This window comes from Musicola keenii, from assembly GCF_014855505.1.
GTDB classification, from domain to species: Bacteria; Pseudomonadota; Gammaproteobacteria; order Enterobacterales; family Enterobacteriaceae; genus Musicola; species Musicola paradisiaca.
The window spans coordinates 1-24653 of the sequence record NZ_JAAWVW010000011.1 but is presented as its reverse complement, the minus strand read 5'-3'; the positions used below and the strand labels follow the sequence as shown (position 1 = coordinate 24653).

Annotated in this window: 21 protein-coding genes; 9 read left to right on the top strand and 12 right to left on the bottom strand. The window is 55.1% G+C overall.

Annotated elements, in window-relative coordinates; all coding sequences use genetic code 11:
• Positions 1-98 precede the first annotated feature (98 nt).
• The 3 genes from rsuA to HEP82_RS12725 all read left to right on the top strand — a co-directional run bounded on the left by rsuA (position 99) and on the right by HEP82_RS12725 (position 2726).
• Positions 99-797, top strand: a complete 699-nt coding sequence (gene rsuA, locus HEP82_RS12735; RefSeq protein ID WP_192458425.1) for a 16S rRNA pseudouridine(516) synthase RsuA — start codon at positions 99-101, stop codon at positions 795-797.
• 66 nt (positions 798-863) lie between these two features.
• A complete protein-coding gene (locus HEP82_RS12730) occupies positions 864-2060 on the top strand; it encodes a Bcr/CflA family multidrug efflux MFS transporter (protein ID WP_192458424.1) in 1197 nt (398 codons plus the stop codon).
• 312 nt (positions 2061-2372) lie between these two features.
• A complete protein-coding gene (locus HEP82_RS12725; protein ID WP_192458423.1) occupies positions 2373-2726 on the top strand; it encodes a YejG family protein in 354 nt (117 codons plus the stop codon).
• 243 nt (positions 2727-2969) lie between these two features.
• Here HEP82_RS12725 and yejF read toward each other — a convergent pair whose 3' ends face one another.
• The 8 genes from yejF to yeiP form a co-directional block, all read right to left on the bottom strand.
• Complete coding sequence (gene yejF, locus HEP82_RS12720; RefSeq protein WP_192458422.1) at positions 2970-4562, bottom strand: microcin C ABC transporter ATP-binding protein YejF; 1593 nt, start codon at positions 4560-4562, stop codon at positions 2970-2972.
• 1 nt (position 4563) lies between these two features.
• Entirely contained in the window at positions 4564-5589 is a 1026-nt protein-coding gene (locus HEP82_RS12715) for an ABC transporter permease (RefSeq protein ID WP_015854029.1), read from the bottom strand.
• Entirely contained in the window at positions 5586-6680 is a 1095-nt protein-coding gene (locus HEP82_RS12710) for a microcin C ABC transporter permease YejB (RefSeq protein ID WP_192458421.1), read from the bottom strand. Before HEP82_RS12710 ends, HEP82_RS12715 begins: the two co-directional genes overlap by 4 nt.
• Positions 6681-6689: 9 nt before the next feature.
• The gene (locus tag HEP82_RS12705) at positions 6690-8453 is read right to left on the bottom strand and encodes an extracellular solute-binding protein (protein ID WP_407938287.1); all 1764 of its coding nucleotides are present in this window, start codon (positions 8451-8453) and stop codon (positions 6690-6692) included.
• Between the two features lie 344 nt (positions 8454-8797).
• Entirely contained in the window at positions 8798-9373 is a 576-nt protein-coding gene (gene mepS / locus HEP82_RS12700) for a bifunctional murein DD-endopeptidase/murein LD-carboxypeptidase (protein WP_192458419.1), read from the bottom strand.
• Positions 9374-9776: 403 nt separating this feature from the next.
• Complete coding sequence (locus tag HEP82_RS12695) at positions 9777-10481, bottom strand: phosphatase PAP2 family protein (RefSeq protein ID WP_192458418.1); 705 nt, start codon at positions 10479-10481, stop codon at positions 9777-9779.
• A 49-nt stretch (positions 10482-10530) separates the two neighbouring features.
• Positions 10531-11508, bottom strand: coding sequence for a CobW family GTP-binding protein (locus HEP82_RS12690; RefSeq protein WP_269150427.1), 978 nt, complete (start codon positions 11506-11508; stop codon positions 10531-10533).
• A 60-nt stretch (positions 11509-11568) separates the two neighbouring features.
• Positions 11569-12141, bottom strand: a complete 573-nt coding sequence (gene yeiP, locus HEP82_RS12685; protein WP_192458416.1) for an elongation factor P-like protein YeiP — start codon at positions 12139-12141, stop codon at positions 11569-11571.
• A gap of 177 nt (positions 12142-12318) precedes the next feature.
• Between yeiP and HEP82_RS12680 the strand changes: the two genes are divergently transcribed.
• A complete protein-coding gene (locus HEP82_RS12680) occupies positions 12319-12573 on the top strand; it encodes a YkgJ family cysteine cluster protein (protein WP_192458513.1) in 255 nt (84 codons plus the stop codon).
• A 12-nt stretch (positions 12574-12585) separates the two neighbouring features.
• Here HEP82_RS12680 and HEP82_RS12675 read toward each other — a convergent pair whose 3' ends face one another.
• Positions 12586-13764: a sugar efflux transporter gene (locus HEP82_RS12675; protein ID WP_192458415.1), complete on the bottom strand. Its 1179-nt coding sequence runs from the start codon at positions 13762-13764 to the stop codon at positions 12586-12588.
• Between the two features lie 328 nt (positions 13765-14092).
• Here HEP82_RS12675 and fruB point away from each other — a divergent pair, with 328 nt between their 5' ends.
• The 3 genes from fruB to fruA are packed head-to-tail and all read left to right on the top strand — an operon-like array spanning position 14093 to position 17866.
• Complete coding sequence (fruB, locus tag HEP82_RS12670) at positions 14093-15226, top strand: fused PTS fructose transporter subunit IIA/HPr protein (RefSeq protein ID WP_192458414.1); 1134 nt, start codon at positions 14093-14095, stop codon at positions 15224-15226.
• Positions 15223-16161, top strand: a complete 939-nt coding sequence (gene fruK, locus HEP82_RS12665; RefSeq protein ID WP_015854019.1) for a 1-phosphofructokinase — start codon at positions 15223-15225, stop codon at positions 16159-16161. Before fruB ends, fruK begins: the two co-directional genes overlap by 4 nt.
• Before the next feature lie 16 nt (positions 16162-16177).
• Positions 16178-17866 (top strand): PTS fructose transporter subunit IIBC, encoded by a 1689-nt coding sequence (fruA, locus tag HEP82_RS12660; RefSeq protein WP_015854018.1) that lies wholly within the window; start codon positions 16178-16180, stop codon positions 17864-17866.
• A gap of 116 nt (positions 17867-17982) precedes the next feature.
• On the opposite strand, the gene nfo is transcribed toward fruA, so the two are convergent.
• On the bottom strand, positions 17983-18849 hold the full coding sequence (nfo, locus tag HEP82_RS12655) for a deoxyribonuclease IV (protein ID WP_192458413.1): 867 nt from the start codon (positions 18847-18849) through the stop codon (positions 17983-17985).
• Positions 18850-18894: 45 nt separating this feature from the next.
• Positions 18895-19974 carry a YeiH family protein gene (locus HEP82_RS12650; protein WP_015854016.1) on the bottom strand — a complete coding sequence of 360 codons (1080 nt, stop codon included), beginning with the start codon at positions 19972-19974 and terminating at the stop codon, positions 18895-18897.
• 112 nt (positions 19975-20086) lie between these two features.
• Here HEP82_RS12650 and yieE point away from each other — a divergent pair, with 112 nt between their 5' ends.
• Both yieE and HEP82_RS12640 read left to right on the top strand, forming a co-directional pair.
• Complete coding sequence (gene yieE, locus HEP82_RS12645) at positions 20087-20947, top strand: DNA-binding transcriptional regulator YeiE (RefSeq protein ID WP_015854015.1); 861 nt, start codon at positions 20087-20089, stop codon at positions 20945-20947.
• A gap of 169 nt (positions 20948-21116) precedes the next feature.
• Positions 21117-22595 (top strand): amino acid permease, encoded by a 1479-nt coding sequence (locus HEP82_RS12640; protein ID WP_015854014.1) that lies wholly within the window; start codon positions 21117-21119, stop codon positions 22593-22595.
• 313 nt (positions 22596-22908) lie between these two features.
• Here HEP82_RS12640 and HEP82_RS12635 read toward each other — a convergent pair whose 3' ends face one another.
• Positions 22909-24090 carry a sugar transporter gene (locus HEP82_RS12635; protein WP_192458412.1) on the bottom strand — a complete coding sequence of 394 codons (1182 nt, stop codon included), beginning with the start codon at positions 24088-24090 and terminating at the stop codon, positions 22909-22911.
• Positions 24091-24653: the final 563 nt, after the last annotated feature.

Sequence of the window (24653 nt, the reverse complement as noted above, 5' to 3'; positions counted from 1 at the left end):
CCTTTATCATACCTGTTATGTCCGCGAAAAATGACGGGTTATATCAAGATTGAAGGCGAAAACCGCCGCAGGCCACAACAACAGGCAATAACAGAGTAATGCGATTAGATAAATTTCTTTCCCAGCAGTTAGGCATCAGCCGGTCACTGATAGTGCGCGAACTGCGTGCTCAGCGGGTGACGGTCGATGGCGAAGTCATTAAAAACGGGGCGTTCAAACTGGCGCCGGCGCATCAGGTGGCGTTCGACGGTAATCCGTTGGTACAGCAGACCGGGCCGCGTTATTTCATGCTGCACAAACCGCAAGGGTATGTCTGTTCCACCGATGATCCCGACCATCCCACCATCCTGTATTTCATCAATGAGCCGGTAGCGCACAAGCTGCATGCGGCCGGTCGTCTGGATATCGATACCAGCGGTCTGGTGCTGTTGACTGACGATGGTCAATGGTCACACCGCATCACTTCGCCGAAGCATCATTGCGAAAAGACGTATTTGGTGGCGCTGGATCGGCCTATCGAGCCGGGAACGGTGGAGCACTTTGCCGCCGGCATACAGCTGAATGGCGAAAAAGACCTGACCAAGCCCGCCGTGCTGGAGGTGCTCGACGAGCAGTTGGCGCGGCTGACGATCAGTGAAGGGCGCTATCATCAGGTGAAGCGTATGTTCGCGGCGGTGGGCAACCATGTGACGGCGCTGCACCGTGAGCGTATCGGCGCGATTGTGCTGGACAGCAGTCTCGAACCCGGCGAATACCGGGCACTGACCCAGGAAGAAGTGGACAGCATCGGGCGCTAGCCGCCCGTTCTCCGGGCAGGATGCCCGTCACAAGCCGTTTGTCATCTACCAGGAGAACCCTTTTCCGTGCAATCTACCCCTCCCTCGCGTGTCGGACTGATTTTTATTTTGGGTCTGATCTCGATGTTGATGCCGATCGCCATCGATATGTATTTGCCCGCTTTGCCGGTGATCGCCAAAGAGTTTTCGGTGGATCCCGGCAGCGTGCAGATGACGCTCAGTTCTTACATCTTCGGTTTTGCCATCGGCCAGGTTTTCTACGGGCCGATGTCGGACAGTATTGGCCGCAAACCGGTGATATTGGGCGGCGTGCTGGTGTTTACGGCGGCGGCGGCGGCGTGTGCGCTTTCTCAGACCGTGCAGCAATTGATTCATATGCGCTTTTTGCATGGCCTGTCGGCGGCATCCGCCAGTGTGGTGATCAATGCGCTGATGCGGGATATGTTTTCGAAGGATGAGTTCTCCCGCATGATGTCGTTTGTCATCCTGGTGATGACGGTCGCGCCATTGCTGGCACCGATCGTTGGGGGCGCGCTGCTGTTTTGGCTGAGCTGGCATGCCATTTTTTGGGTGATCGCGGTGGCGGCGCTGGTGGCGACGATCCTGATCGGATGGTTTATTCCTGAGACGCTGCCGGTTGCCCGGCGACAACGGTTTCATCTGCGCACGACGCTCGGCAATTTTTTCCAGCTATTCCGTCATCGCCGTGTATTCAGCTACATGCTGGCCAGCGGTTTGTCGTTTTCCGGTATGTTCGCCTTTCTGAGCGTAGGGCCGTTTGTTTACATTGATCTCAACGGCGTATCACCCCAGCACTTTGGTTATTACTTCGCCCTCAATATTGTATTTCTGTTCATGATGACCCTGCTGAACAGCCGCATTGTGTCGCGTATGGGGGCGATGTTTATGTTCCGCCTGGGGTTGACTATCCAGTTTGCTATGGGGCTGTGGCTGATTGTGGTGTGTGCGTTTGATCTGGGGTTTCTGCCGTTGGTGATTGGCGTGGCGGCGTTTGTCGGCTGTGTAGCGACGGTTGCGTCGAATGCAATGGCGGTAATCCTGGATGATTTCCCTCATATGGCCGGTACCGCTTCATCGCTGGCGGGGACGCTGCGCTTTGGGCTGGGGTCGTTGCTTGGCGCGCTGTTGTCGCTGGTTTCATTTCACAGCGCCTGGCCTATGGTGGGTTCGATGGCGTTTTGTTCCGTATCGGCTTTCGCGTTGTTTCTGTTCGCCGGGCGGCATCGTGCGGCAGAGGTTTGAAGGCGACGAATCGATGAGTCGATATGTTCTTTGGTTGTGAATGTTTTGTTTGTTAAGTAAACAAAATAAAAAAAAATGGTTGAGGTGTGCGGGGTAAAAGGTTACATATAGCCCCCGAATCGTTCAAATTCGTGATCGTCATAACATATTTTTTTAATAATTTTGCCAGTGATGTCAGTTCGAAACTATTTTCATTATAAAAATGTTGCTCTTTCGTTTCTGATTGGTGAGCGAAAGTGAAACGCAAAGCAAAGACAATGAGTTTGTTATGTTATAATTTTGTGAATTGTTGTCTGGCCGAGGAAAACTGTCGTGAATAATCTCCAACTTTCGGTAGTTCATCGTTTGCCGCAAAGTTATCGCTGGTTATCCGGTTTTACTGGCGTCAACGTTGAGCCTGTTCCGCTCAATACCATGGGTAATAATGCCGATGACAACCCGCTGATTGGTTTTAAATTATTAAGCCATGATGGTGAGGACGCATGTTATATCATGCGTCAGCTGCAGCAATCGCTGGATGAGATTCAGGTTCAGTGCGCGATTGTGGAATGGGAACGTGAACCCTGTCTGTTCCTGCACCGGCAGGATGAAAGCACCGCGTTATGCCGGCTAAAAGATGTCGGCGTCGCCATCGCTGAATCGGTTTGCGCCCGGTATCCTTTCTAAACGAAAACGCAGCGTCTTGACGCTGCGTTTTTTTGTCGCCGTTTTCCCAATGTGTGTTCGGACATGCGAATACTCATGATGTTCGAAGACCCGCTATCCGCAATGCCTCGTTTGACCCGGTACGACGTGATGCCTGATCAGCAGACCTCGCGGCTACCGCCGCCCAACCCGTTTCGGGGCATTGCGCCGTTACCACACATTATTCGGGGCAGGGCGAGCCGGCATCTGCCCATCCTCCGGTGTTTAGCCGTCGATCTGCGATAACAACTGACGGGTATAGTCACTGCCGGGATGATTGAAGATGCGTTGGCAATCCCCCTGTTCCACAACCTCCCCCTGACGCAGCACAATGACCTGATGGCACAGCGAACGCACCACCTGTAGATCGTGGCTGATAAACAGATAAGCCAGATGGTGTGTCTGTTGCAGTTGTTTGAGCAGCGACAGAATCTGTGCCTGCACGGTGCGATCTAACGACGAGGTCGGCTCATCCAGAATCAGCAATTCCGGTTGCAGGATCAGCGCTCTGGCGATGGCAATGCGCTGACGCTGCCCGCCGGAAAACTCCGATGGATAACGATGACGGCTCTCCGGGTCGAGCCCTACTTCCTGCATTGCTTGAATGACGCGGGCCTGCTGCTGTTGCGGCGTCAGCGTGTGGTGTACCCGCAACCCCTCGGCAATAAGCTGCTCGACGTTCAGACGCGGATTGAGTGAGGAGTTCGGATCCTGAAAGACCACCTGGATTCTGCGGCGGAAAGGCAGAATCTGCTTACGGTTGAAGGTGTGCAGCGGTTGTCCGTCGAACCAGATCTCGCCGCGGCTGTTGAGCAGGCGCAAGAGGGCCAGACCCGTAGTGCTTTTGCCTGAACCGGATTCGCCCACCAGCCCCAGGCTTTCGCCGCGCCGCAGGCTGAAACCCAACGTTTTAACCACCGTTTTTTCTGCGACGGTACGCCGTAGTAACCCGCGTTTGATCGGGAAGCCGACCTCCAGCTTGCGAACCTCCAGCAGTGGCGCATCGTCGTTGTTCAACGGCAACGGTAGGCCACTGGGTTCTGCATCCAACAGTTGCCGGGTATAACGATGTTGTGGCGTGGCAAACAGCGCCGTCGTCTGGTTCTGTTCCACGCACTGCCCGGTTTGCATCACGGCGACGTTGTCCGCCAGACGGCGTACGATATTCAGATTATGGGTAATGAACAGCAAGCTCATGCCCAGTTCCTGTCGTAGTTCTTTAAGCAGGGCCAGGATTTGTGCCTGCACGGTGACATCCAGCGCGGTCGTCGGCTCGTCAGCAATCAACAAATCGGGCTGCGTCAGCAGCGCCATGGCGATCATCACACGCTGACGTTCGCCGCCGGAAAGCTGGTGAGGAAAATCCTTCAACCGGGTACGTGCCTGCCGAATACCAACACGCTCCAGACAGGTGACAATTTCACTGCGCGCCGCTTCGCGAGACATGCCGCGATGCAGCGACAACACTTCAGCCAGCTGTTTCTCAACATTGTGCAGTGGATTGAGCGACACCATCGGTTCCTGAAAAATCATGGCGATGCGGTTGCCGCGGATGTGACGTAATCGTGGTTCGTCGGCGTACAGCAGCGATTCGCCTTCGAACAGAATATCGCCATGGGGATAGACCACGGGCGGGGAGGGCAACAGCCGCAGTACCGACAATGCGGTGACGCTTTTGCCGGAGCCGGATTCGCCCACCAGCGCCAGCGTTTCTCCGGCGTGGACCGCAAGTGACACCCGATCGACCACCTGACGTTCCTGTCCGCCGTTACGAAATGCGACGCTGAGTTCGCGAATATCGAGTAATGGAGTGCTCATATTAATGCACCTTGCCTGGGTCGAAGGCGTCGCGTACCGCTTCGCCGATGAAAATGAGCAGGGACAGCACGATCGCCAGCACCAGAAAGACCGTAATACCCAGCCAGGGTGCCTGCAGGTTGTTTTTCCCTTCCAACAGCAGGCCGCCCAACGACGCGGATCCCAGCGGTAAGCCGAACCCCAGAAAATCAAGTGAAGTCAGGGTAGTGATGGAGGCACAGAGGATAAACGGCAGATAGGTGAGTGTCGCCACCATCGCATTGGGCAGCATGCAGCGGAACATGATGGCTCGGTCGCTGACGCCCATCGCCTGCGCCGCCCGGATATAGTCGAAATTGCGGGTGCGTAGAAATTCGGCGCGCACGACGCTGACCAGTTGCATCCAACCGAACAATACCGTGATCCCCAGCAACCACCAGAAATTGGGCTGGATCACGCTGGAGAGCAGGATAATCAGAAACAGCGTTGGCATACCGGACCAGACTTCGATGAAACGTTGGCCCCACAGATCTAAACGGCCACCGTAATAGCCTTGCGTTGCGCCGGCCACGATGCCGAACAGGCTGGACGCCAGGGTCAGGGCCAGCCCGAACAACATGGAAATTCGAAATCCGTACAGCACCTGTGCCAGTACGTCACGCCCTTGGCTATCGGTACCCAGCAGATTCTGGCGCGACGGCGGCGAAGGGAAGGTCAGGTCGGCGGCATAGTTGATGGTACGGTAGTGGTAGCGCACCAGCGGCCATAGCGCCCAACCGTGTTGTTCAATGCGGGAGGCCAGATACGGATCGCGGTAGTCCGCCGGCGTAGAGAGCTCGCCGCCAAAAGTGGTTTCGCTGTAATTCATCAATACCGGGACGTAAAATTGCTGGTCATAGCGTACCAACAGCGGCTTGTCGTTCGCGATAAACTCGGAAAACAAGGTAGTGATGAAGACCGCCAGAAAAATCCAGAGCGACCAGTAGCCGCGCTGGTTGGCGCGAAAACGTGCCCAGCGAGCCTGATTGATGGGGCTTAAACGACTCATTGGCGATCCTCGAAGTCAATACGCGGGTCTACCAGCGTGTAGGTCATATCGCTGATGATGTTCAGCAGCAGGCCGATGAGGGTGAAGATATACAGTGTGCCGAACATCACCGGGTAGTCGCGCTGCAAGGTGGCGTCGTAACCCAGCAACCCCAGACCGTTAAGTGAAAACATCACTTCGATCAGTACCGAACCGGTAAAAAACATGCTGATGAAGGTGGCGGGGAAACCGGCGATGACTAGCAGCATGGCGTTGCGAAATACGTGCCGATACAGGATGCGTTTTTCATCCAGCCCTTTAGCGCGGGCGGTGACGACGTACTGTTTACGGATCTCGTCCATAAACGCATTTTTGGTCAGTAAGGTCAGCGTGGCGAAACCGCCGATCACCGTTGCCAGCACCGGTAGCGTGATATGCCATAAGTAGTCGGTGATTTTGCCGTACCAGGGGAGACTGTCGAACTGGGGCGAAACCAGGCCGCGCAGTGGAAACCAATCCAGATAGCTGCCCCCGGCGAACATCACGATCAACAGTATGGCTATCAGGAATGAGGGAATGGCGTTACCCAGTGCAATGACCACGCTGCTCCAGACATCGAACGGCGTGCCGTTGCGGACGGCCTTGCGGATGCCCAGTGGGATGGAGATCAGATAAATAATCAACGTACTCCACAGACCGAGCGTGATCGATACCGGCATGCTGCTTTTGATCAGCGACACGACTGATGCGCCGCGGAACAGACTGTCGCCGAAATCGAAACGGATATAGTTCCACACTAGCGTGAAGTAACGTTCGTGGAGCGGTTTGTCGAAACCGTAGCGCTTAGTGATCTCGGCGATGACTTCTGGGTCGAGGCCGCGCGCGCCGCGATAGGTGTTTTCCACCGAAGGAATGCCGCCGCCCGGCATTTTCACCATGCCGCCACCTGCGCCACCGGTACCAAAACCGCTGCCCTGGCCCATTTCGATAGCGGCAATAGCCTGATCCACCGGCCCGCCCGGCGCGATTTGTACAATGAAGAAATTGATGGTGATGATAGCCCACAGCGTAGGGATCACCAGCAACAGTCGGCGTAACAGATAAGTACCCACATGCACTCCTTATCGGCGCGTCGCCGGTAGTGTGGCGGCCTTATCGGCGTCGTACCACCAGCTATCGAATCCCAGCGTGTAAGCCGGGCGCTGTGCCGGCATAGCAAATTTATTCCAGTAGGCAAAGCGATCGTGATTGGTGAACCACAGCGGGATCATGAATTGATTCCAGGTCAATACCCGATCCAGCGCCCGCCCTAACGGCAGCAGGGCTGTTTTATCGCCCTGATGGCGAACAATGTCGTCAATCAAACGGTCGATGGCCGGATCCTGAACACCCGGCGCATTATAGCTGGAGTTGATATAGGCCGAGCTCCAGAGAATCGCCAAATCTGAGCTGGGATACGGCGTTGCCGAAAACAGCCTGGGCATCATGTCGTAATCACGTTTGCGTATTCGGCTGGTAAATTGCGGTGTATCTACGCTACGGATGTCCATCTGAATGCCGAGGCGTTGCAGGCTGTGTTGAAACGGCAGCGCATAAAGCGAATTGGAGGCGGTGGACAACATGAGCTCAAAGCGAAAGGGTGCGCCGGTTTGCTTGTTGACCAGCTTGTCGCCGCGCAGTTCCCATCCTGCCTGCTGCAACAACTGTAGCGCCTGGCGGAGGTTATTACGGTCATAGCCGCTGCCGTCAGACTGCGGCGGTTGCCAGGCCGGGCCGAACACCTCCGGCGGCAGCTTGTCCTTTAGCGGCGTCAGCCATTTCAGTTCCCCTGCATCCGGCACACCTTGCGCGGCATACTCGGTATTCTGGAAGAAGCTGCTGGCGCGCTGATAACTGTTGAAGAACAGCGCCTTGTTCATCCAGTTGAAATCGAACATGAGCGACAACGCCTGACGTACCCGGCGATCGCTGAATTGCGGGCGTTGAATGTTGAACACTAGCCAGCGTGTATCCTGCGCCGCTTGGTTAGTGAGGTCTTTTTTTACGATGTAACCACGAGTGAAGTTGCCACCTTCATACTGGGTTGCCCAGTGTTTAGGGGATCCTTCCAGACGAAAATCGAACGCGCCTGCTTTGAAAGCTTCCATGGCGACGCTGTCGTCCAGATAGTAGTCATAGCGGATATGATCGAAATTATACCGCCCCTTGTTGACCGGCAGGTTGGCGGCCCAATAGTCGGGAACCCGACTGTAGATAACATACTGCCCAGTTTTGTAATCGCTGATGCGGTAAGGGCCGCCTGCCGGCGGCGGTGCGGAAAGCGGATCGCTCAGTTTGTGATCTTTCCAAAACTGCGCCGGCATGATGGGGAGCGTCAGCAGCCCCAGCATTTTTTCCTTATCGGGTTCGGCAAAGCTGAACCGTACTGTAAGGGGGCCGCTGGCTTTGGCTTCAGTGCCTTTGTAATACACACGGAACTGCGGTACGCCCTGCGTCATGAACATATTGAAGGTGAACACGACATCAGCTGCAGTGATGGGGTTGCCGTCGTGAAAACTCGCCTGCGGATTCATGGCGATTTCAATCCAGCTGTAGTCGCTGGCATAGCTGGCGTTGAGTGCAACCAGCGGATAGTAACTGCCGGCTTCATCCTCCGAACTGACATATAGCGAATCATAGAGATTTTCTGTTCTGACCGCCGCCAACCCTCGCTGTGCATAGCGGTTGAAGTTGTCGAAGGTGCCCGGTGCGCTAAGGGTGATGCTTCCTCCTTTGGGCGCATTGGGGTTGACGTAATCGTAATGGGTGAATTGGCTATTGTATTTGGGCGTCCCCAGCGTAGTAAAAGCAAATGCCTGCAGTGTGGTGGGGGTTGCGTGCGCCATCCAGGAACCGGCGGTAAGCAGAAGAGCGGTAACAATAGGTTTTAGCATCGAAATGACAAACTCCTGATGTCAGATATTGACCGATAGCGCCGATAAGTCCGCCGTCTTTATACAAGCCAGTTATCCTGCTGAAGGGCATGGCATGGCCTGAAGTCTCTGATATTACAGACAATCAGCGTTGATGCGCGGAGTCTGTTTTATCATAAAAATGAGCATGGGCCTACAGATAATCCGCGTGCCGCGTGGATCTGCCCGGTCAATACCGAACATAAAAAACGCCGCTGTCTGACGAGCGGCGTTTTATTCATTTTCGTTTGGTATAAACAACAAAGGATGCGGAGGAATCAGCTGTGGGGCGTTGCCGGTTTCAGGACGCGACGTGCCTCAAGGTAACGGTTTTTCCAGTAGCCTTCATCCATGCTGGAAATAGTGACGCCAATGCTGGTGGAGGCATGAACAAATTGCTGATTGCCGAGGTAGATTCCCATATGACGACCGGTTGAACCGGCATGGAACACGACGAGATCACCGGCGCGCAGTTTACCGCGTTGGATTTTTTCGCCGATATCCTGCTGTTCATAGCTTGAGCGCGGCAAATCCATACCGAATTGTTCGCGGAAGGTACGTTGAACGAAGCCTGAGCAATCAATGCCTTTTCTGCTATCGCCGCCAAGCCGGTAACGAACACCTTTCCAGCTGGCATACTGCTCAAGCAATTTGGACTTCACTTCAACATTGCGAACCATCGCTTCGAATTCATCCTGAGAGGCTTGTAGTGAAGGGTCACCACCAGTAACCACATGCCTATCAGTTTGATTGTTGAGTGCTGTATTAGTTGTACATGCGGATAACATGACTGCTACCGCGACGGCAGGCACCGCCCGCCAGATATATCTCAGAATCGGTTGAGATTTGACCATTATTCTTATATTCCCTTGCTGTCCTTAACGATCGGGATGATCGCTATGTGTTATTACCAAACGAAAAACGAAGGTCAGACTAAAGCACTACTATTTATAGGACAATTATTCGTCGGCTAAACTGTGCAACGCCGCACAATATTTCTGCTACTGGTCGGATGACCCCTATAAATAGCGGACTCGGGTGAGCCTACAGTAATGAAAAACAGATTGCGAGTTTTTTTGCCTTTTTTATTTATATGATTTCGTGATGAAATATTTCATCAGAACGACATAAAAAACTGTATGGAACCTTCTGGGTAGTAATTTAGCGCGAAAAAACACCAATAATGCGTTCAGGGAAAGTAATCCGCCGACGATACAGGAAGGATAGTCTGTCGGCGGCGTGAACCTCGTTGGCAGTTTAGCGGGACGCGCTTTGACCGGGCAGGCGGCGCTCGAACAGGGCGAGAAGCTGGTCGCTGGCTGGCGTCAGTAACCACCAGCTGAGCCCCACCAGTACCACGGACAGCGAGCCCACGGCGATATCCGTAAACCAGTGGGCGCCAATCATGACCCGTGGTGTTGCGAAGAGCAGGGTGATCGCCAGGCTACCGATGAATGCGGACAGACCAAAGTAACGCCACATAAACGCGGCAAAAACCATCAACATCATGCCGTGATCACCGGGAAAGCTGTCGCTGGATGCATCTTTGGTCGGAACGCCGGTCAAATCGCTGACGCGGTTGATATCGGTGAAATAGAGGGTGGGACTGCCGTGTTGTACCGGAATCAGATGACCCAATTGATTAAGCACTACCGCAGTTAACAGCATGATGACGCCGATCAGCAGCATACGTCGGCGCCCGGCATGATCCGCCGGCAGATAATAATGCAGGTAGAGCAACCCCATCACCAGTAGCGCACAAGCGTCAAATACTCGATTGTTCGTAACGGCCACCAGTTGCAGAAAAGCGGCAGACGAGGCCAGATGCTGGTTGAAATAGAAGAAGAGGCGCTTGTCTATCTCAAACCAGAGGCCTCCCTGTCCGGTGAGGTACCAGGAGAAAAACAGCGCGAAACCCAGAATGTTGCAGCATAAAATAAGCAGTACATTGCCTTTTGACATATATTAAAAAACTCTTGTCAATGATATCCAGACGGATAGCGTACACGGCTTATTTTAAACGAGACTGTAACAATTGTGTCTGAAGCATGTTCCATTCCGCTTCTGACTCGTTGATCAACTCAATGCGGCTGTCGAGTGGAGGCAGCGACTTGGTTTCAATACGCAGATCAAATCCCTGCCGGTTAACGACCAGCGTACCTTCGGGAATACGCATTACCCCTTTAACGCGACTGACGGGGGACAGGCGCACCCAGTCCAGCAAGCGCGCGGTATCGAAGACGGTTTCGCCGCTGAAAACCCAGCCGCAGGCGAAATAGCCTTGGCCCTGATTCAACGCTCGTCGCCAGTTTTCCTGACCTGTCAGTTTGAGTGCGGCCAACCCTTGTCGCGGTAACGAACTATGGTGGTGCGTGCCGTCGGGCAACTCGTGGTGGTTGTCGCGCGCCGCATTCAGTAGGGCGATATCGATAACGCCTTGCCGGGCGGTGATCAGCCGACGCTGCTGCCCTTGCTGTTCATACCAGGCGGCTAGCGCATCCCGATCCGCCGTCTGCCAAGTATCTTCTTTATTAGCGATAATGATATCCGCTGCTGCGAGCTGATCGCGGAAGTTTTCATTCTCGGTGTAACGGCTCTCGCCAAGCTGGCGTGGATCAAGCAGACATAGCGTGGCCTGCAGCGTCAGCCAAGGTTGATAGACCTCGGAAGTCAGCAACGAAAGGATCTGCTTCGGGTGGCCGAGCCCGGTGGGCTCTATCAGCAGGCGGTGCGGTTTTTTCTGCTGCAACAGCATATTCAGACCAACTTGCATCGGCAGGCCGTTGACGCAACACATGCAACCGCCGGGAATCTCTTTCAGCACTGCCCCGCTGTCGGCCAGCAGGGCGCCGTCAATGCCGATCTCGCCGAATTCATTCACCAATACCGCCCAAACTTCGTCCTGCGGTTTCTGTGCTAAAAGATGGAGGATGGTGGTGGTTTTACCACTACCGAGAAAACCGGTGATTACGTTTACGTTAGTCAACAGTCTGTCTCCCGAAGTCAATGGCAAAACCGCCCGGATAACGGGCGGCGAGGGTATGGCGACTCAGTCGGCGCGGCTCATGTAACGGCGCTCAGCGATGTGGACGCGGATTTTTTCACCGGAGCTGAGGTATTCCGGCACCTGGATGGTCAGCCCAGAGCTCAGTGTGGCCGGCTTGGTACGGGCGGAGGCGGATGAGCCTTTGATGCCGGGCGCGGTGTCGACGATTTCCAGATCCACGGTCGGCGGCAGTTCCAGCGCCAGCACCTGGCCTTCCATCGTCAGTACCTGCATGCCGGGCATGCCGCCTTCCGGCATAAACAGCAGTTCGTCTTCGATCTGCTCTTTTTTGAAGGTGTACGGTGTGTAGTCTTCGTCATCCATAAAGATGTACTCATCACCGTCCACATAGGAGAAGTTTACCGAACGGCGCGTCAGGGTGATGGTGTCCAGAATGTCGTCCCCCTTGAAACGCTCTTCGACTTTCAGACCGGTGCGGACATCGGAAAAGCGCATTTTGTACAGCGTACTGGCGCCGCGCGCGCTGGGGCTTTGAATATCAATATCTTTCACCAGCAGCAGTTTACCATTGTAGCTAACGGCCATGCCGCGTTTGATTTCATTCGCTCTTGCCATGAAAAAAATACCTTAAATATAGGGAGAGAAAGTCAAGTGGCGACACGTTACTCGTGCCGCCGAGTTCAGGCAAGGGAGATTTGTAAAACCGCGCTTCAGCGCCAAACGCGGAAAGAGTAGCCGCCCGAGAAGCGGCCTGATAGTCTTGCCCGACCTGCGTTTCCCGGAGAGTTAATGATGGAATGCCGCCCTGATTGCGGTGCCTGCTGCATCGCCCCGTCGATTTCTAGCCCGATACCCGGCATGCCGCAAGGAAAACCTGCCAATACGCCCTGCATCCATCTGGATGAACGGATGCGTTGCCGTATCTTCACATCGCCGTTGCGACCAGCGGTATGCAGAGGATTGCAACCTGAACAAGAGATGTGCTGCGATTCAAAAGGCGCTGCGATGAATTATCTGCTTACGCTGGAAGAAAACACCATGCCATAACCCGTGCCGGGATCAGACGTCACGAATGCGCCACATGCAGTATCCCGCGCCCGCCAGGATCAACACCGCGATGGCAAAACCGGCATGATAACTCCAGATTTCAGCCACGGAACCGGCAAGCGAACCGGAGATGATCCAGCCTACGCGCGTTGTGTTGGTAAACAGCGTAGTGGCGGCACCGGCCTGACCCGGCATCAGATCCTGAAAGTAGAGCATGCCCATGCCAGCCAGTATGCCGATGAATACAGCGTTCAGCAGTTGCAGCGCCAGCAGCGTCCATGATGTGTTCAGCAGCGTCAACCCGATGTAAAACATCAACCCTGCGGTGACAGCTAGCCGCATCAAACGGCGCTTACCAAGTCGTTTTGTCAGCCACCCCGCCAGCAACATGACCGGTATCTCCAGCCCGGCGGCGGTGCCCATCATCACGCCCGCCAGTTTTTCAGGTAATTGCAGTTCATGCACCAGATACAGCGGCATATTGATGAGGTAAATGCCGTTGCAAGTCCACATCAGGGTACAGGCGATAAACAGCAACAACGTATCCCGACGGTGACGACGAGGTGACTCCAGCACTGCCGCCGCTTTCATCTGCGATTTCGACATAGACGGCAGCAATAGCCAGACCAGTACCCCGCACAGCAAAAATACCGAGGCGGCGGTAAGGTACATCGCCGTAAAGCCAAAACCCAGCGCCAGCGCAAAGGCGGCTGGCGGGCCGATGACCCAGGCCAACGAAATTTGGGCGCGCATGATAGACGTGAACATAGCGGCTTCGCGACCGGTGCGGTCGACATGCTCCCGCGCCAGTGCGAACAGTTGCGGGTTAGCGGTGGAACCGAAGCTGGACAGCAGTACGCCGATAAACAACAAGACGAAATAGTTGCGGTTCCAGGCATACAGCAGACAGGCCAGCACGCCCAATAGGCAACATTGCAGGATCAATATTTTGCGATCGCCTTTACGATCGGAATATGCCGCCAGAATTTGGCTGACCACAATGCCGATGACGGCGCTGCCGGTATAAAACAGCCCGACCATAAACGGGCGAGCCTGTACTTCCGTCGACAAAAACAGGCTGAGCGTAGGGAGCTGAAGCGCACCGGCAGTTCCGGTGAGAAACGCAATAACCAGAAAGGCTGACGCGGTCAGATCTGGCAGACGACGAGTTGTGCTGGCTGAAATGGGCATGCGGTCGATGGGGGGCTGTCAGTGCGAAAATGAAAGCGTGCTATGTTACGCCCACGGGACGAAAACGAAAAATGGTTTCAATTTTTTCCTTTTCAGCAGGCATTCAGCAATTGTTATCAAATCTTTAAATTCGTGGCGTCAAGTTTCTAAAAATGTGCGTAACCTCTAAGATTCGCGCTATCACTTGTGGAGAATGCTTGCATAGCAATAGTGAAAACCGCAGAATTTTTGAAACGTTTCAGCGGTAACTTTTGAGACGTCCACAAAAAATCGGCAATTTTTTCTCATGAAAGCTGAAACGATTCAAGTTCAGCGAGCGAGGAGAACCATGTTTCAGTTGTCACAACATGACATTCATTTGGGCGCGAGCGCTGACAGTAAACAAGAAGCAATTCAACAGGTTGCTGCTGCGCTCACTCAGGCTGGCTGCGTCAGCGAAGGCTATGTGGCCGGAATGCTTCAACGCGAGCAGCAGACTTCAACCTATCTGGGCAATGGGATTGCTATCCCGCACGGCACCACAGATACCCGCGATCTGGTGCAGAAAACCGGTGTTCAGGTATTCCAATTTCCGCAGGGTATCGCCTGGGGAGATGACCAGACCGCTTATGTCGTGCTGGGTATCGCTGCTCGTTCCGACGAGCATCTGGCGCTGCTGCGCCAACTGACGCACGTATTGAGCGACGACAGCGTGGCTGCGCGTTTGGCCACGACCACATCGGCTGAAGAGTTGCGCAGCCTGCTGATGGGAGAGAAAACCGCCGGCGAATTCCGTTTCGACACGTCGTTGATTTCGTTGAATGTAGCCACTGACAATCTGGTGACGTTGCAGGCGCTGAACGCCGGTCGTCTTCAGCAGATCGGCGCGGTTGACGCCAGTTTCGTCAGCGCGGCCGTTGCGGCTAAACCACTGCACCTGGGGCAGGGCGTTTGGTTGAGTGACAGTATCGAAGGCAACAAAGTTAGCGCGCTGGCGGTAAGCCGCCCGGCTGAGCCTTTCGCGGCAGACGGCGAAAAAGTGGCGCTGCTGTTGACGGTTTCCGCCGCAGATGAACAAGTGTTGGCGTCGCTGGATTACCTCAGCAATCTGCTGATCGCCGGTAAAGCCGCGCGCTTGCTGGACGCAGACGAAACCACGCTGATGGCGTTGCTGACCAGCGATACGGTTGAAGAAAGCAGCGCACTGGCCGCAGAATTCGTTATCCGTAACGAACATGGTCTGCACGCCCGTCCCGGTGCGACGCTGGTCAACGTCATCAAACAATTCTCCAGCGAGATCACCGTGGCCAATCTCGACGGTACCGGTAAGCCGGCCAACGGTCGCAGCCTGATGAAGGTGGTGGCTCTGGGTGTGAAATGCGGGCACCGCCTGCGCTTCACTGCCAACGGCGATGATGCTGAAGCTGCGCTGAAAGCGATCGGTGAAGCGATCCAATCCGGTCTTGGCGAGGGGGCAGCATGAGTCGTCGCGTTGCCACCATTACCCTGAATCCCGCTTATGATCTGGTGGGGTACTGCCCGCAAATTGAACGCGGCGAAGTGAATCTGGTGCAAACCACCGGTCTGCACGCGGCGGGCAAAGGCATTAATGTGGCCAAGGTACTCAAGGATCTCGGGATTGATGTCACGGTGGGTGGATTCCTGGGTAAAGACAATCAGGATGGGTTTCAGCAACTGTTCAGTGAACTGGGCATTGCCAACCGCTTCCAGGTAGTCGCCGGACGTACTCGCATCAACGTCAAGCTGACCGAGCAGGACGGTGATGTCACCGATCTGAATTTCTCCGGTTTTGAAGTTACCCAGCAGGATTGGCAGCGTTTCGTGAATGATTCGCTGAGCTGGTTGGGGCAGTTCGATATGGTTGCTGTCAGCGGCAGTCTGCCGAGCGGCGTGAATCCGGACGATTTCACCGACTGGATGTCCCGCCTGCGCAGTCAGTGTCCGTGCATTATTTTTGACAGCAGCCGCGAAGCGCTGGTCGCTGGCCTGAAAGCCTCACCCTGGTTGGTGAAACCGAACCGCCGGGAGCTGGAAATCTGGGCGGGTCGCAAGTTGACCACGTTGGCAGAAGTCGTGGACGCGGCGCACGCGCTGCGTGAACAAGGCATTGCTCACGTCGTGATTTCGCTGGGAGCGGAAGGCGCGTTGTGGGTGAATGCATCGGGCGCCTGGCTGGCGAAACCGCCGGCGTGTGAAGTGATCAGTACAGTCGGTGCGGGTGACTCCATGGTGGGGGGATTGATCTATGGCTTGTTGATGCGTGAGTCCAGTGAACATACGTTACGTCTGGCAACGGCAGTGGCAGCACTGGCGGTTAGTCAGAGCAATGTGGGTATTACCGATCGACCGCAGCTGGCTGCGATGATGGCGCGTGTTGATCTGAAACCGTTTAATTGACAGCAGGAGATAAACAATGAAAACGCTGCTGATACTCGATAAGTCACTGGGACTGGCGAAAAGCCGTCTGGTGAAGAACTTGCTCGGTGCTGCTGCGGCTAACGCAGGGCTTACCCTCACCGAACAACTTGCTGAGGCAGAATTGGCCATCGTGCTGGGTGCTCCGGCACAGGCCGACAGTGGTCTGAATGGCAAGAACGTCTATGCCGGGGATGTGGAGCTGGCACTGAGCCAGCCCGCCGCATTCCTGGAAAAAGCCAAAGCTGAAGCTCAGCCTTACACGGCACCGGCCGTTGCGGCGGCGTCAGCACCGTCGTCAGCTAAACGTATTGTGGCGGTAACGGCTTGTCCGACCGGCGTAGCCCACACCTTCATGGCGGCTGAAGCGATTGAAAGCGAAGCCAAAAAACGAGGCTGGTGGGTGAAAGTGGAAACGCGCGGCTCCGTGGGCGCCGGCAATCCCATCAGTGACGAAGAAGTGGCTCAGGCCGATCTGGTCATTGTTGCGGCGGACATTGAGGTTGACCTGAGTAAGTTCGCCGGCAAGAAAATGTACCGCACCTCTACCGGCCTGGCACTGAAGAAAACCGCACAGGAATTTGATAAGGCAGTGGCCGAAGCGAAGCCGTACCAGCCTGCTACGCAAGGCAACACCGCCACAGGCGGCGAGTCTGCGCAAAAAGGCGGTACCGGCCCCTATCGTCACCTGCTGACCGGCGTATCCTACATGCTGCCGATGGTGGTGGCGGGGGGGCTGTGCATCGCGTTGTCATTCGTGTTCGGGATCACCGCGTTCAAGGAGGAAGGCACGTTGGCGGCGGCGCTGATGAAGATCGGCGGTGGTTCCGCGTTTGCGCTGATGGTGCCGGTTTTGGCGGGTTACATCGCGTTTTCGATCGCTGACCGTCCGGGCCTGACGCCGGGTATGGTCGGTGGGATGCTGGCGGTCAGCACGGGCGCCGGCTTCCTCGGTGGGATCATCGCCGGTTTCCTGGCGGGATATCTGGCGCGCGCCATCAGTAACCATGTATCGTTGCCGCAGAGTATGTCGGCGCTGAAACCGATCCTGATTATTCCGTTATTCGCCACGCTGATTACCGGCCTTATCATGATCTACGTGGTGGGTACGCCGGTGGCGAAAATTCTGACCGGTTTGACCAGTTGGTTGCAGTCCATGGGTACCGCCAACGCGGTAATTCTTGGGGCGATTCTGGGCGGTATGATGTGTACCGACATGGGCGGCCCGGTGAACAAGGTAGCCTATGTGTTCGGTACTACGCTGCTGAGTAGCCAGATATATGCGCCGATGGCTGCCGTTATGGCTGCGGGGATGGTGCCGCCGCTGGCGATGGGCCTGGCGACCTTTATTGCAGGGAAAAAATTCAGCGCCAACGAGCGTGAAGGTGGTAAAGCGGCAGTGGTGCTGGGGTTGTGCTTCATTTCTGAAGGCGCGATCCCTTATGCCGCCCGCGACCCGATGCGTGTCCTGCCGTGCTGTATTCTGGGCGGTGCGCTGACCGGTGCTACTTCCATGGCGATTGGTGCCAAACTGATGGCGCCGCACGGTGGGTTGTTCGTGTTGTTGATCCCTGGTGCGATTACACCGGTTGTGGGGTATCTGCTGTCGATCATCGCCGGTACGGTGGTGGCTGGCGTGCTGTACGCGGTGCTGAAACGCCCGGACGAGCAGTTAGTCAAAGCTTGATTTAGTCAAAGTCTGACCTGACCCGGTGCGCAACCCGCATACGGATGTAAAAACGCCAGCCTTCGCGCTGGCGTTTTTTATGCTCATCAGATCACTACATGATGATGTAGAACAAATCAGCCGGGGGCGTCGGCACTGGCGTCCAGTTGCTGTGACTTCAGCCAGGCGATCTCTTCCGCCCAGATAGCCGGGTTGATGGTCTCCAGAATCATTGGAATGCCGTTGAAACGATCGTCGCGCATGATGTAGCGGAATACGGTTTTGCCGATGTTACCTTCCCCCAGGCTGTGGTGACGATCCACCCGACTGTTGAATTCACTTTTGGCGTCATTGAGATGCATTCCCCGCAGGTAGCGAAAGCCCACAATACGCTCCAATTCGGCGAAGGTACGCACGCAGTCGGCTTCGGTACGCAGATCGTAGCCGCCAGCGAAGGCATGGCAGGTATCAATGCACACGCCGACCCGGCTTTTGTCCTCCACGCCGTCGATGATCTCTGCCAAATGCTCAAAGCGAAAGCCGAGATTGCTACCTTGGCCTGCGGTGTTTTCAATTACCGCCGTCACGCCCTCGGTAGCCGCCAGCGCGATATTAATGGATTCGGCGATGCGCGCCAGACACGGATGCTCGTCAATCTGGCGCAAGTGGCTGCCAGGGTGAAAATTCAGCAATGTCAGCCCCAGCTGCCGGCAGCGGCTCAGTTCATCGATAAACGCCGAGCGGGATTTTTGCAACGCATCGTCATCCGGATGGCCCAAATTGATCAGATAGCTGTCGTGCGGCAGGATGTGCGCCGGGGAATAGCCGTATTGCTCACAGGCGGCGCGAAAACTGTCGATAGTTGCGCTGGTCAGCGGCGGCGCCTGCCACTGGCGTTGATTTTTAGTGAATAGCGCGAAGGCGGTAGCACCGATTTCATGGGCGCGGATAACGGCCTGATCCACACCGCCGGAGGCGCTGACATGGGCACCAACATATTTCATGGTCTGACTCCTTTTTATGGGGCCCATGCATTATGACATTAGCGTTCAGGAAAACAGATGCTGAACGGCCAGATTGATGGCGCCGCCGCCCAACACCAACCAGATAAACAGAACGAGAGCCAGCAATATCGGCCGTAATCCCGCGGCGCGCAGCAGGGTGAAGCGGGTGGCGATACCCAGTGCGACCATGGCCATGGTCAGCAGAATGTTATCCAGCAGCAATAATTCATCAATCCAGCGTGCAGGTAACAAATTTAATGAGTTGAGGCAGGATGTCAGCACGAATCCCAGCGCAAACCACGGAAAACTGGCGGCCATAGAGGTGTTGTCAGTGCTGATCGCCGGTTGACGGCGTTTTAGCCACAGGCTCAGCAAAAACAGAAATGGCGCCAGCATCATCACCCGCAGCATTTTACCGATCACCGCCATGTTTTCGGTATCGGGAGCGATGGCGTGTCCTGCTGCCACCACCTGGGCTACTTCGTGAACAGTTGAACCGATATAAACGCCAAACTCCGGCGCGGTGAAAAGGGCGCCGCTATACTGGATCAGATGCTGATAAAACCAGGGGTAAAGAAACATGGATGTCGTGCCGAATAGCACCACGGTAGCGACCGCCATGGCGACTTTATCCGCCGAGCCTTTTACCACCGGCGCGGTGGCGAGCACGGCAGCGGCGCCGCAGATGCTGCTGCCGGCGCCGATCAGCATGGATGTCTGTTGATCTAGTCGGAACAGGCGCTGGCCAAGCCAGCAGGCGAGCAGAAAGGTGGAACTGAGCATGATGACGTCAATGAGGATGCCGACAACACCGACAGCGGCGATTTGCTGCAGGCTGAGCCTGAATCCGTACAGGATGATCCCCCAACGCAACAGGTGGTGTTTGGACCATTGAACGCCTTCATCGCAGTAGCGATGCAGTTGGGGGTAGAGGGTATTTCCCACCGCCATGCCGACTAAAATCGCCAGGGTGAGGGAGCCGAGGCGCATGCCGGCGACAGCGGGCAAGACGCAAAGAGACAGAATAATTTTTGTCAGTACCCCGACCAGGAGCATTCCGGTCAGTGTGTGCCGGAGCCGATAGTAAGACTGTAACTGAAGAATGTTGGGAGAAAATGGAAGCATAACCCTGCCTGCCGAATCATGAGGTTGAGGGCCCAGCCTATGATCGGACGCTTTAAAATAGAAATTGATTATATATTTATAACCTATAGATATTTACGATAAGAGCCCTATTATGCATATCACTTTACGTCAACTGGAAGTGTTCACTGAGGTATTGAAAAGCGGTTCGACGACGCAGGCCTCGGTGGCGATGTCGCTGTCGCAGTCAGCCGTGAGTGCGGCGTTATCCGATTTGGAAAGTCAGCTCGGCGTGCAATTGTTCGATCGCGTCGGCAAACGGTTGGTGGTGAATGAACACGGCCGTTTGCTTTACCCACGCGCGTTGTCATTGCTGGAGCAATCCTCCGAAATTGAGCAACTGTTTCGACGGGACAACGGTGCGTTGCGCATTTACGCCAGCAGCACCATCGGCAATTATCTGATGCCGGCGGTGATCGCTCGCTATCGTCAGGATTTTCCCGATATTCCGCTGGAGCTGTCCGTGGGCAACACCCTGGATGTCGTGAACGCCATTTCAGAGTTCAAGGCCGATATGGGGCTGATTGAAGGCCCATGCCATCACCCCGACCTGATTACGCAGCCGTGGCTGGACGATGAATTGGTCGTCTTCTGCGCGCCAGGTAATCCGCTGATTGGCCAGGTCACGTTGGAGGCGCTGGCGGATGCCCCGTGGATCTTGCGAGAACATGGTTCCGGCACCCGTGAAGTGTTGGATCATCTGTTGCTGGCGACATTGCCGCATTTTCGGCTGGTGATGGAGTTGGGCAACTCGGAGGCCATTAAGCATGCGGTACGGCATGGCATTGGCATTAGCTGCCTGTCACGACGAGTGATAGCTGATCAACTGGACAGCGGCACGTTGGTCGAACTGTCGATACCGCTGCCACCGTTGATGCGCAAGCTATATCTGGTGCACCACCGGCAAAAGCATCTCTCCGGCGTGCTGCACTCCTTTCTTGAATATTGCCGCTAATCCTGCCGCTGCCACTGGGAACCCGGCCCGGTGGCAATCATATTTCCAGATGATTTTCTTATGACTGACGCCGAGTTATGAAGCTCTCTTATAATCGGTGTGAATCACTATCCAGCTAAACCTCATTTGTTACAATCCGCCCTCAATTTTTATGGGCAGCAGGATTGTTATGGCTCAACATTCTACCGAACTCCCGGATCAGGGGAATAAAACACTACGCCGCGAGTTAAAAGCACGGCATTTGACGATGATCGCCATTGGCGGCTCGATCGGTACCGGTCTGTTCGTCGCTTCCGGTGCGACGGTGTCGCAGGCGGGGCCAGGCGGCGCGCTGCTGTCCTATGCCCTGATCGGGTTGATGGTCTATTTTCTGATGACCAGCCTAGGCGAGCTGGCGGCGTTCATGCCGGTTTCCGGCTCTTTCGCGACCTACGGTGCCCGCTATGTCGACGAAGGGTTCGGGTTCGCGCTGGGTTGGAACTACTGGTACAACTGGGCAGTCACCATCGCGGTGGATTTGGTCGCCGCACAGCTGGTGATGGGGTACTGGTTCCCGGATGCCCCCGGTTGGATCTGGAGTGCGCTATTCTTGTCACTGATTTTTCTGCTGAATTATGTGTCGGTGAAGGGGTTCGGCGAAGCGGAATACTGGTTCTCACTGATCAAGGTCGCCACCGTTATTTTGTTTATCGCCATCGGTGTATTGATGATCACCGGTATCCTGCGAGGCGGCGAGCACGCCGGCTGGCATAACTGGCAGATTGGCGATGCGCCTTTCGCCGGCGGTTTTTCCGCGATGATCGGCGTGGCGATGATTGTCGGTTTCTCATTTCAAGGCACCGAACTGATTGGTGTGGCGGCCGGTGAATCGCGCGACCCACAAACCAATATTCCACGCGCAGTACGGCAGGTGTTCTGGCGTATTCTGCTGTTCTATGTGTTCGCTATTCTGATCATTAGCCTGATTATTCCTTATACCGACCCAAGCCTGCTGCGTAATGACGTCAAGGACATCAGCGTCAGCCCGTTTACGCTGGTGTTCCAGAACGCCGGGCTGCTGTCGGCCGCTGCGGTGATGAATGCGGTGATCTTGACAGCGGTGCTGTCGGCGGGCAACTCCGGGATGTACGCTTCGACCCGTATGCTGTACACCCTGGCGCAGGAAGGTAAAGCGCCGGCCTGCTTCGGACACTTATCGAAGGGCGGGGTGCCGCGTAACGCGCTGTATGCCACGACAGTGGTGGCTGGGTTATGTTTCCTGACGTCTATGTTCGGTAATCAGAGCGTGTATCTGTGGCTGTTGAATACATCGGGTATGACCGGGTTTATCGCCTGGCTGGGCATCGCTATCAGCCACTACCGTTTCCGGCGTGGTTATGTATTACAGGGACGCGATCTTAATGCGCTGCCGTACCGTTCCGGGTTCTTCCCGCTGGGGCCGATTTTTGCTTTCGTGCTGTGTCTGGTGATCACGCTGGGGCAGAACTACCAGGCGTTTCTGGCGGACAAGATTGACTGGAACGCGGTGGCCGCAACCTATATCGGTATTCCGCTGTTTCTGGTTATCTGGTTTAGTTATCGCCTGACCAAAGGCAGCCAGACGGTGAAATACAGCGAGATGACGTTCCCGGAGCATCAACAGCACTAAGCGCTCAAGCTCTAGGCAGTGAAAAGCCGACCTGAGGGTCGGCTTTTTTATTGCCGACAATGTGCGGCGATAACGTGCGGCGATAATGGATGGATCGTAAAGGCGCTGCGAGTACATCCTTGTAAGCTCGAGCCACGCGATCCCTGACGCGGACGCTTTACTCTTCCATGCCATTATCACCGTTTGATGACAGTTGCCGGAGTTGTCAGCAATCTGACGCCGACCTGATGGTCGGCTTTTTTATTGCAAGCACTCAGTGCGTTCCCTGCGTGCCGCCGTTGAAATGCGAGCGGTATCGGTTCGCAGTGTGTCATCAGGCTCGGGTCGGGTGCACACTGCGATAAGCGCCGACGAGCATGCCGCACAGTGGGAGCAGCGCCAGCGGAGCGCCGATATAACCGATTTTGTCCATGCTCAGGTGCAGGCTGATCATATTGCCCAGTAACGCGCCGCCGCCGATACCGAGGTTAAACAACCCGGAATAAATTGATGTCGCGACATCGCTGGCGTCCGGCGCCAGCATCAGCACCCGAGCCTGCATCGCCAGCCCTAACGCCATCATGGATAGTCCCCATACCAGACAGAGCAGCGTCAGCCCCAGCGGATAACCGGACAGCGGTTTTAGCAGTGTCAGGCTAAGCACCAGCAACAGCATCGCCGTGATAATGAAACCGGCGGGAAAGCGTTCGCTGTAGCGACTGTAGAGCATACTGCCGCCGATGCCCGCAATACCGAACAGCAATAGGATCAAGGTGGTAAAGTTTTCCGGCAACTGAGCCACCGTTTGGATAAACGGCTCGATATAACTGTAAGCAGTGAAGTGCGCAGTCACCACCATCACGGTGGTCAGGTAGATAGTCACCAGTTCCGGGCGCTTGAACAGTGTGGGAAGAGTGGCGAGTGAGCCGGAATGCTCGCTGGGCAACCGTGGGAGCAAGCGGGCCAGCAGAATCAGCGCGATAGTGGCGCCGACGGCGATAAGTACAAACGTAGTGCGCCAGCCCATGTATTGCCCCACCACACGTCCCAGCGGTAATCCGATGATCATCGCCAGCGACGAGCCGGTGGCGATCAGCCCCAGCGCTTGGGCACGCCTGCCCGGCGGGGCAAGACGAATCGCCAGCGAGGCCGTAATCGACCAGAAAATGGAGTGCGCCAGCGCCACGCCGATGCGGGAAAGCAGCAGAGCATTGAAGCTCCAGGCGGCGGCAGAGATCAGATGGCTGATGATAAACAGCCCGAAAATACCGATCAGCAAGCGTCGTCGTTCAACGGCGCTGGTTAACAGCATACAGATAAGGGAGGCCGCGGCCACGATCCAGGCGTACAGGGTGATCATCAACCCGACATCTTCAGTCTTCATCTGGAAAGAGTCGGCGATATTGCTCAGCAGGCCGACCGGGATAAATTCCGTGGTGTTGAAGATAAACGCGGCGATAGCCAATGTGACCACACGCAGCCAGGCGGTGGCGCGCGAGGGTGAGACGGATGTCATAGCGGGATCCTGATCTGGTGTAACGGGCGCGCCATTGTAGTCAATTATGGGTAAAAATGCGATTACGCTCACATTTCAGCGAGGTGTCGCAGTGTCTGGATAAGGCGCTGGGGGACGGAATCGGATCGTCGTCTGGCGCGACGACGCGGTACATGATATTGCCTAATAGTATGGCGGATAACATTATCTCACCAATAATTAGTATTTATAATTAAGTGGCGTAATGGATATTATTAGGCTGCTTTATTGCGTGAGGCTTAATAAGCTACATAAAAATAGAGTATTCGTTTTTTTTGGTGATTATTCATTGTGGTGAATTGAAAATATTATTTTTGAATATTTTCGTGTGCGAATTGATGACGTTTTTTTTACGTCTCGGTTTGTTCGGGGAAAATATTTTATAGTTTTGGTTTAGGCAGGGGTTGTCACTTTTATCTGGTTGGTTTTCCCCTCTTTTGGCGATTGTTAGAGGTTTTATTATGTTTTTTGCCATGTAAGTAAATAAATTTATCTCTCTAAAAATTACCCTGATAATTATTCTTGGGTATGGAAAACACAAGAAT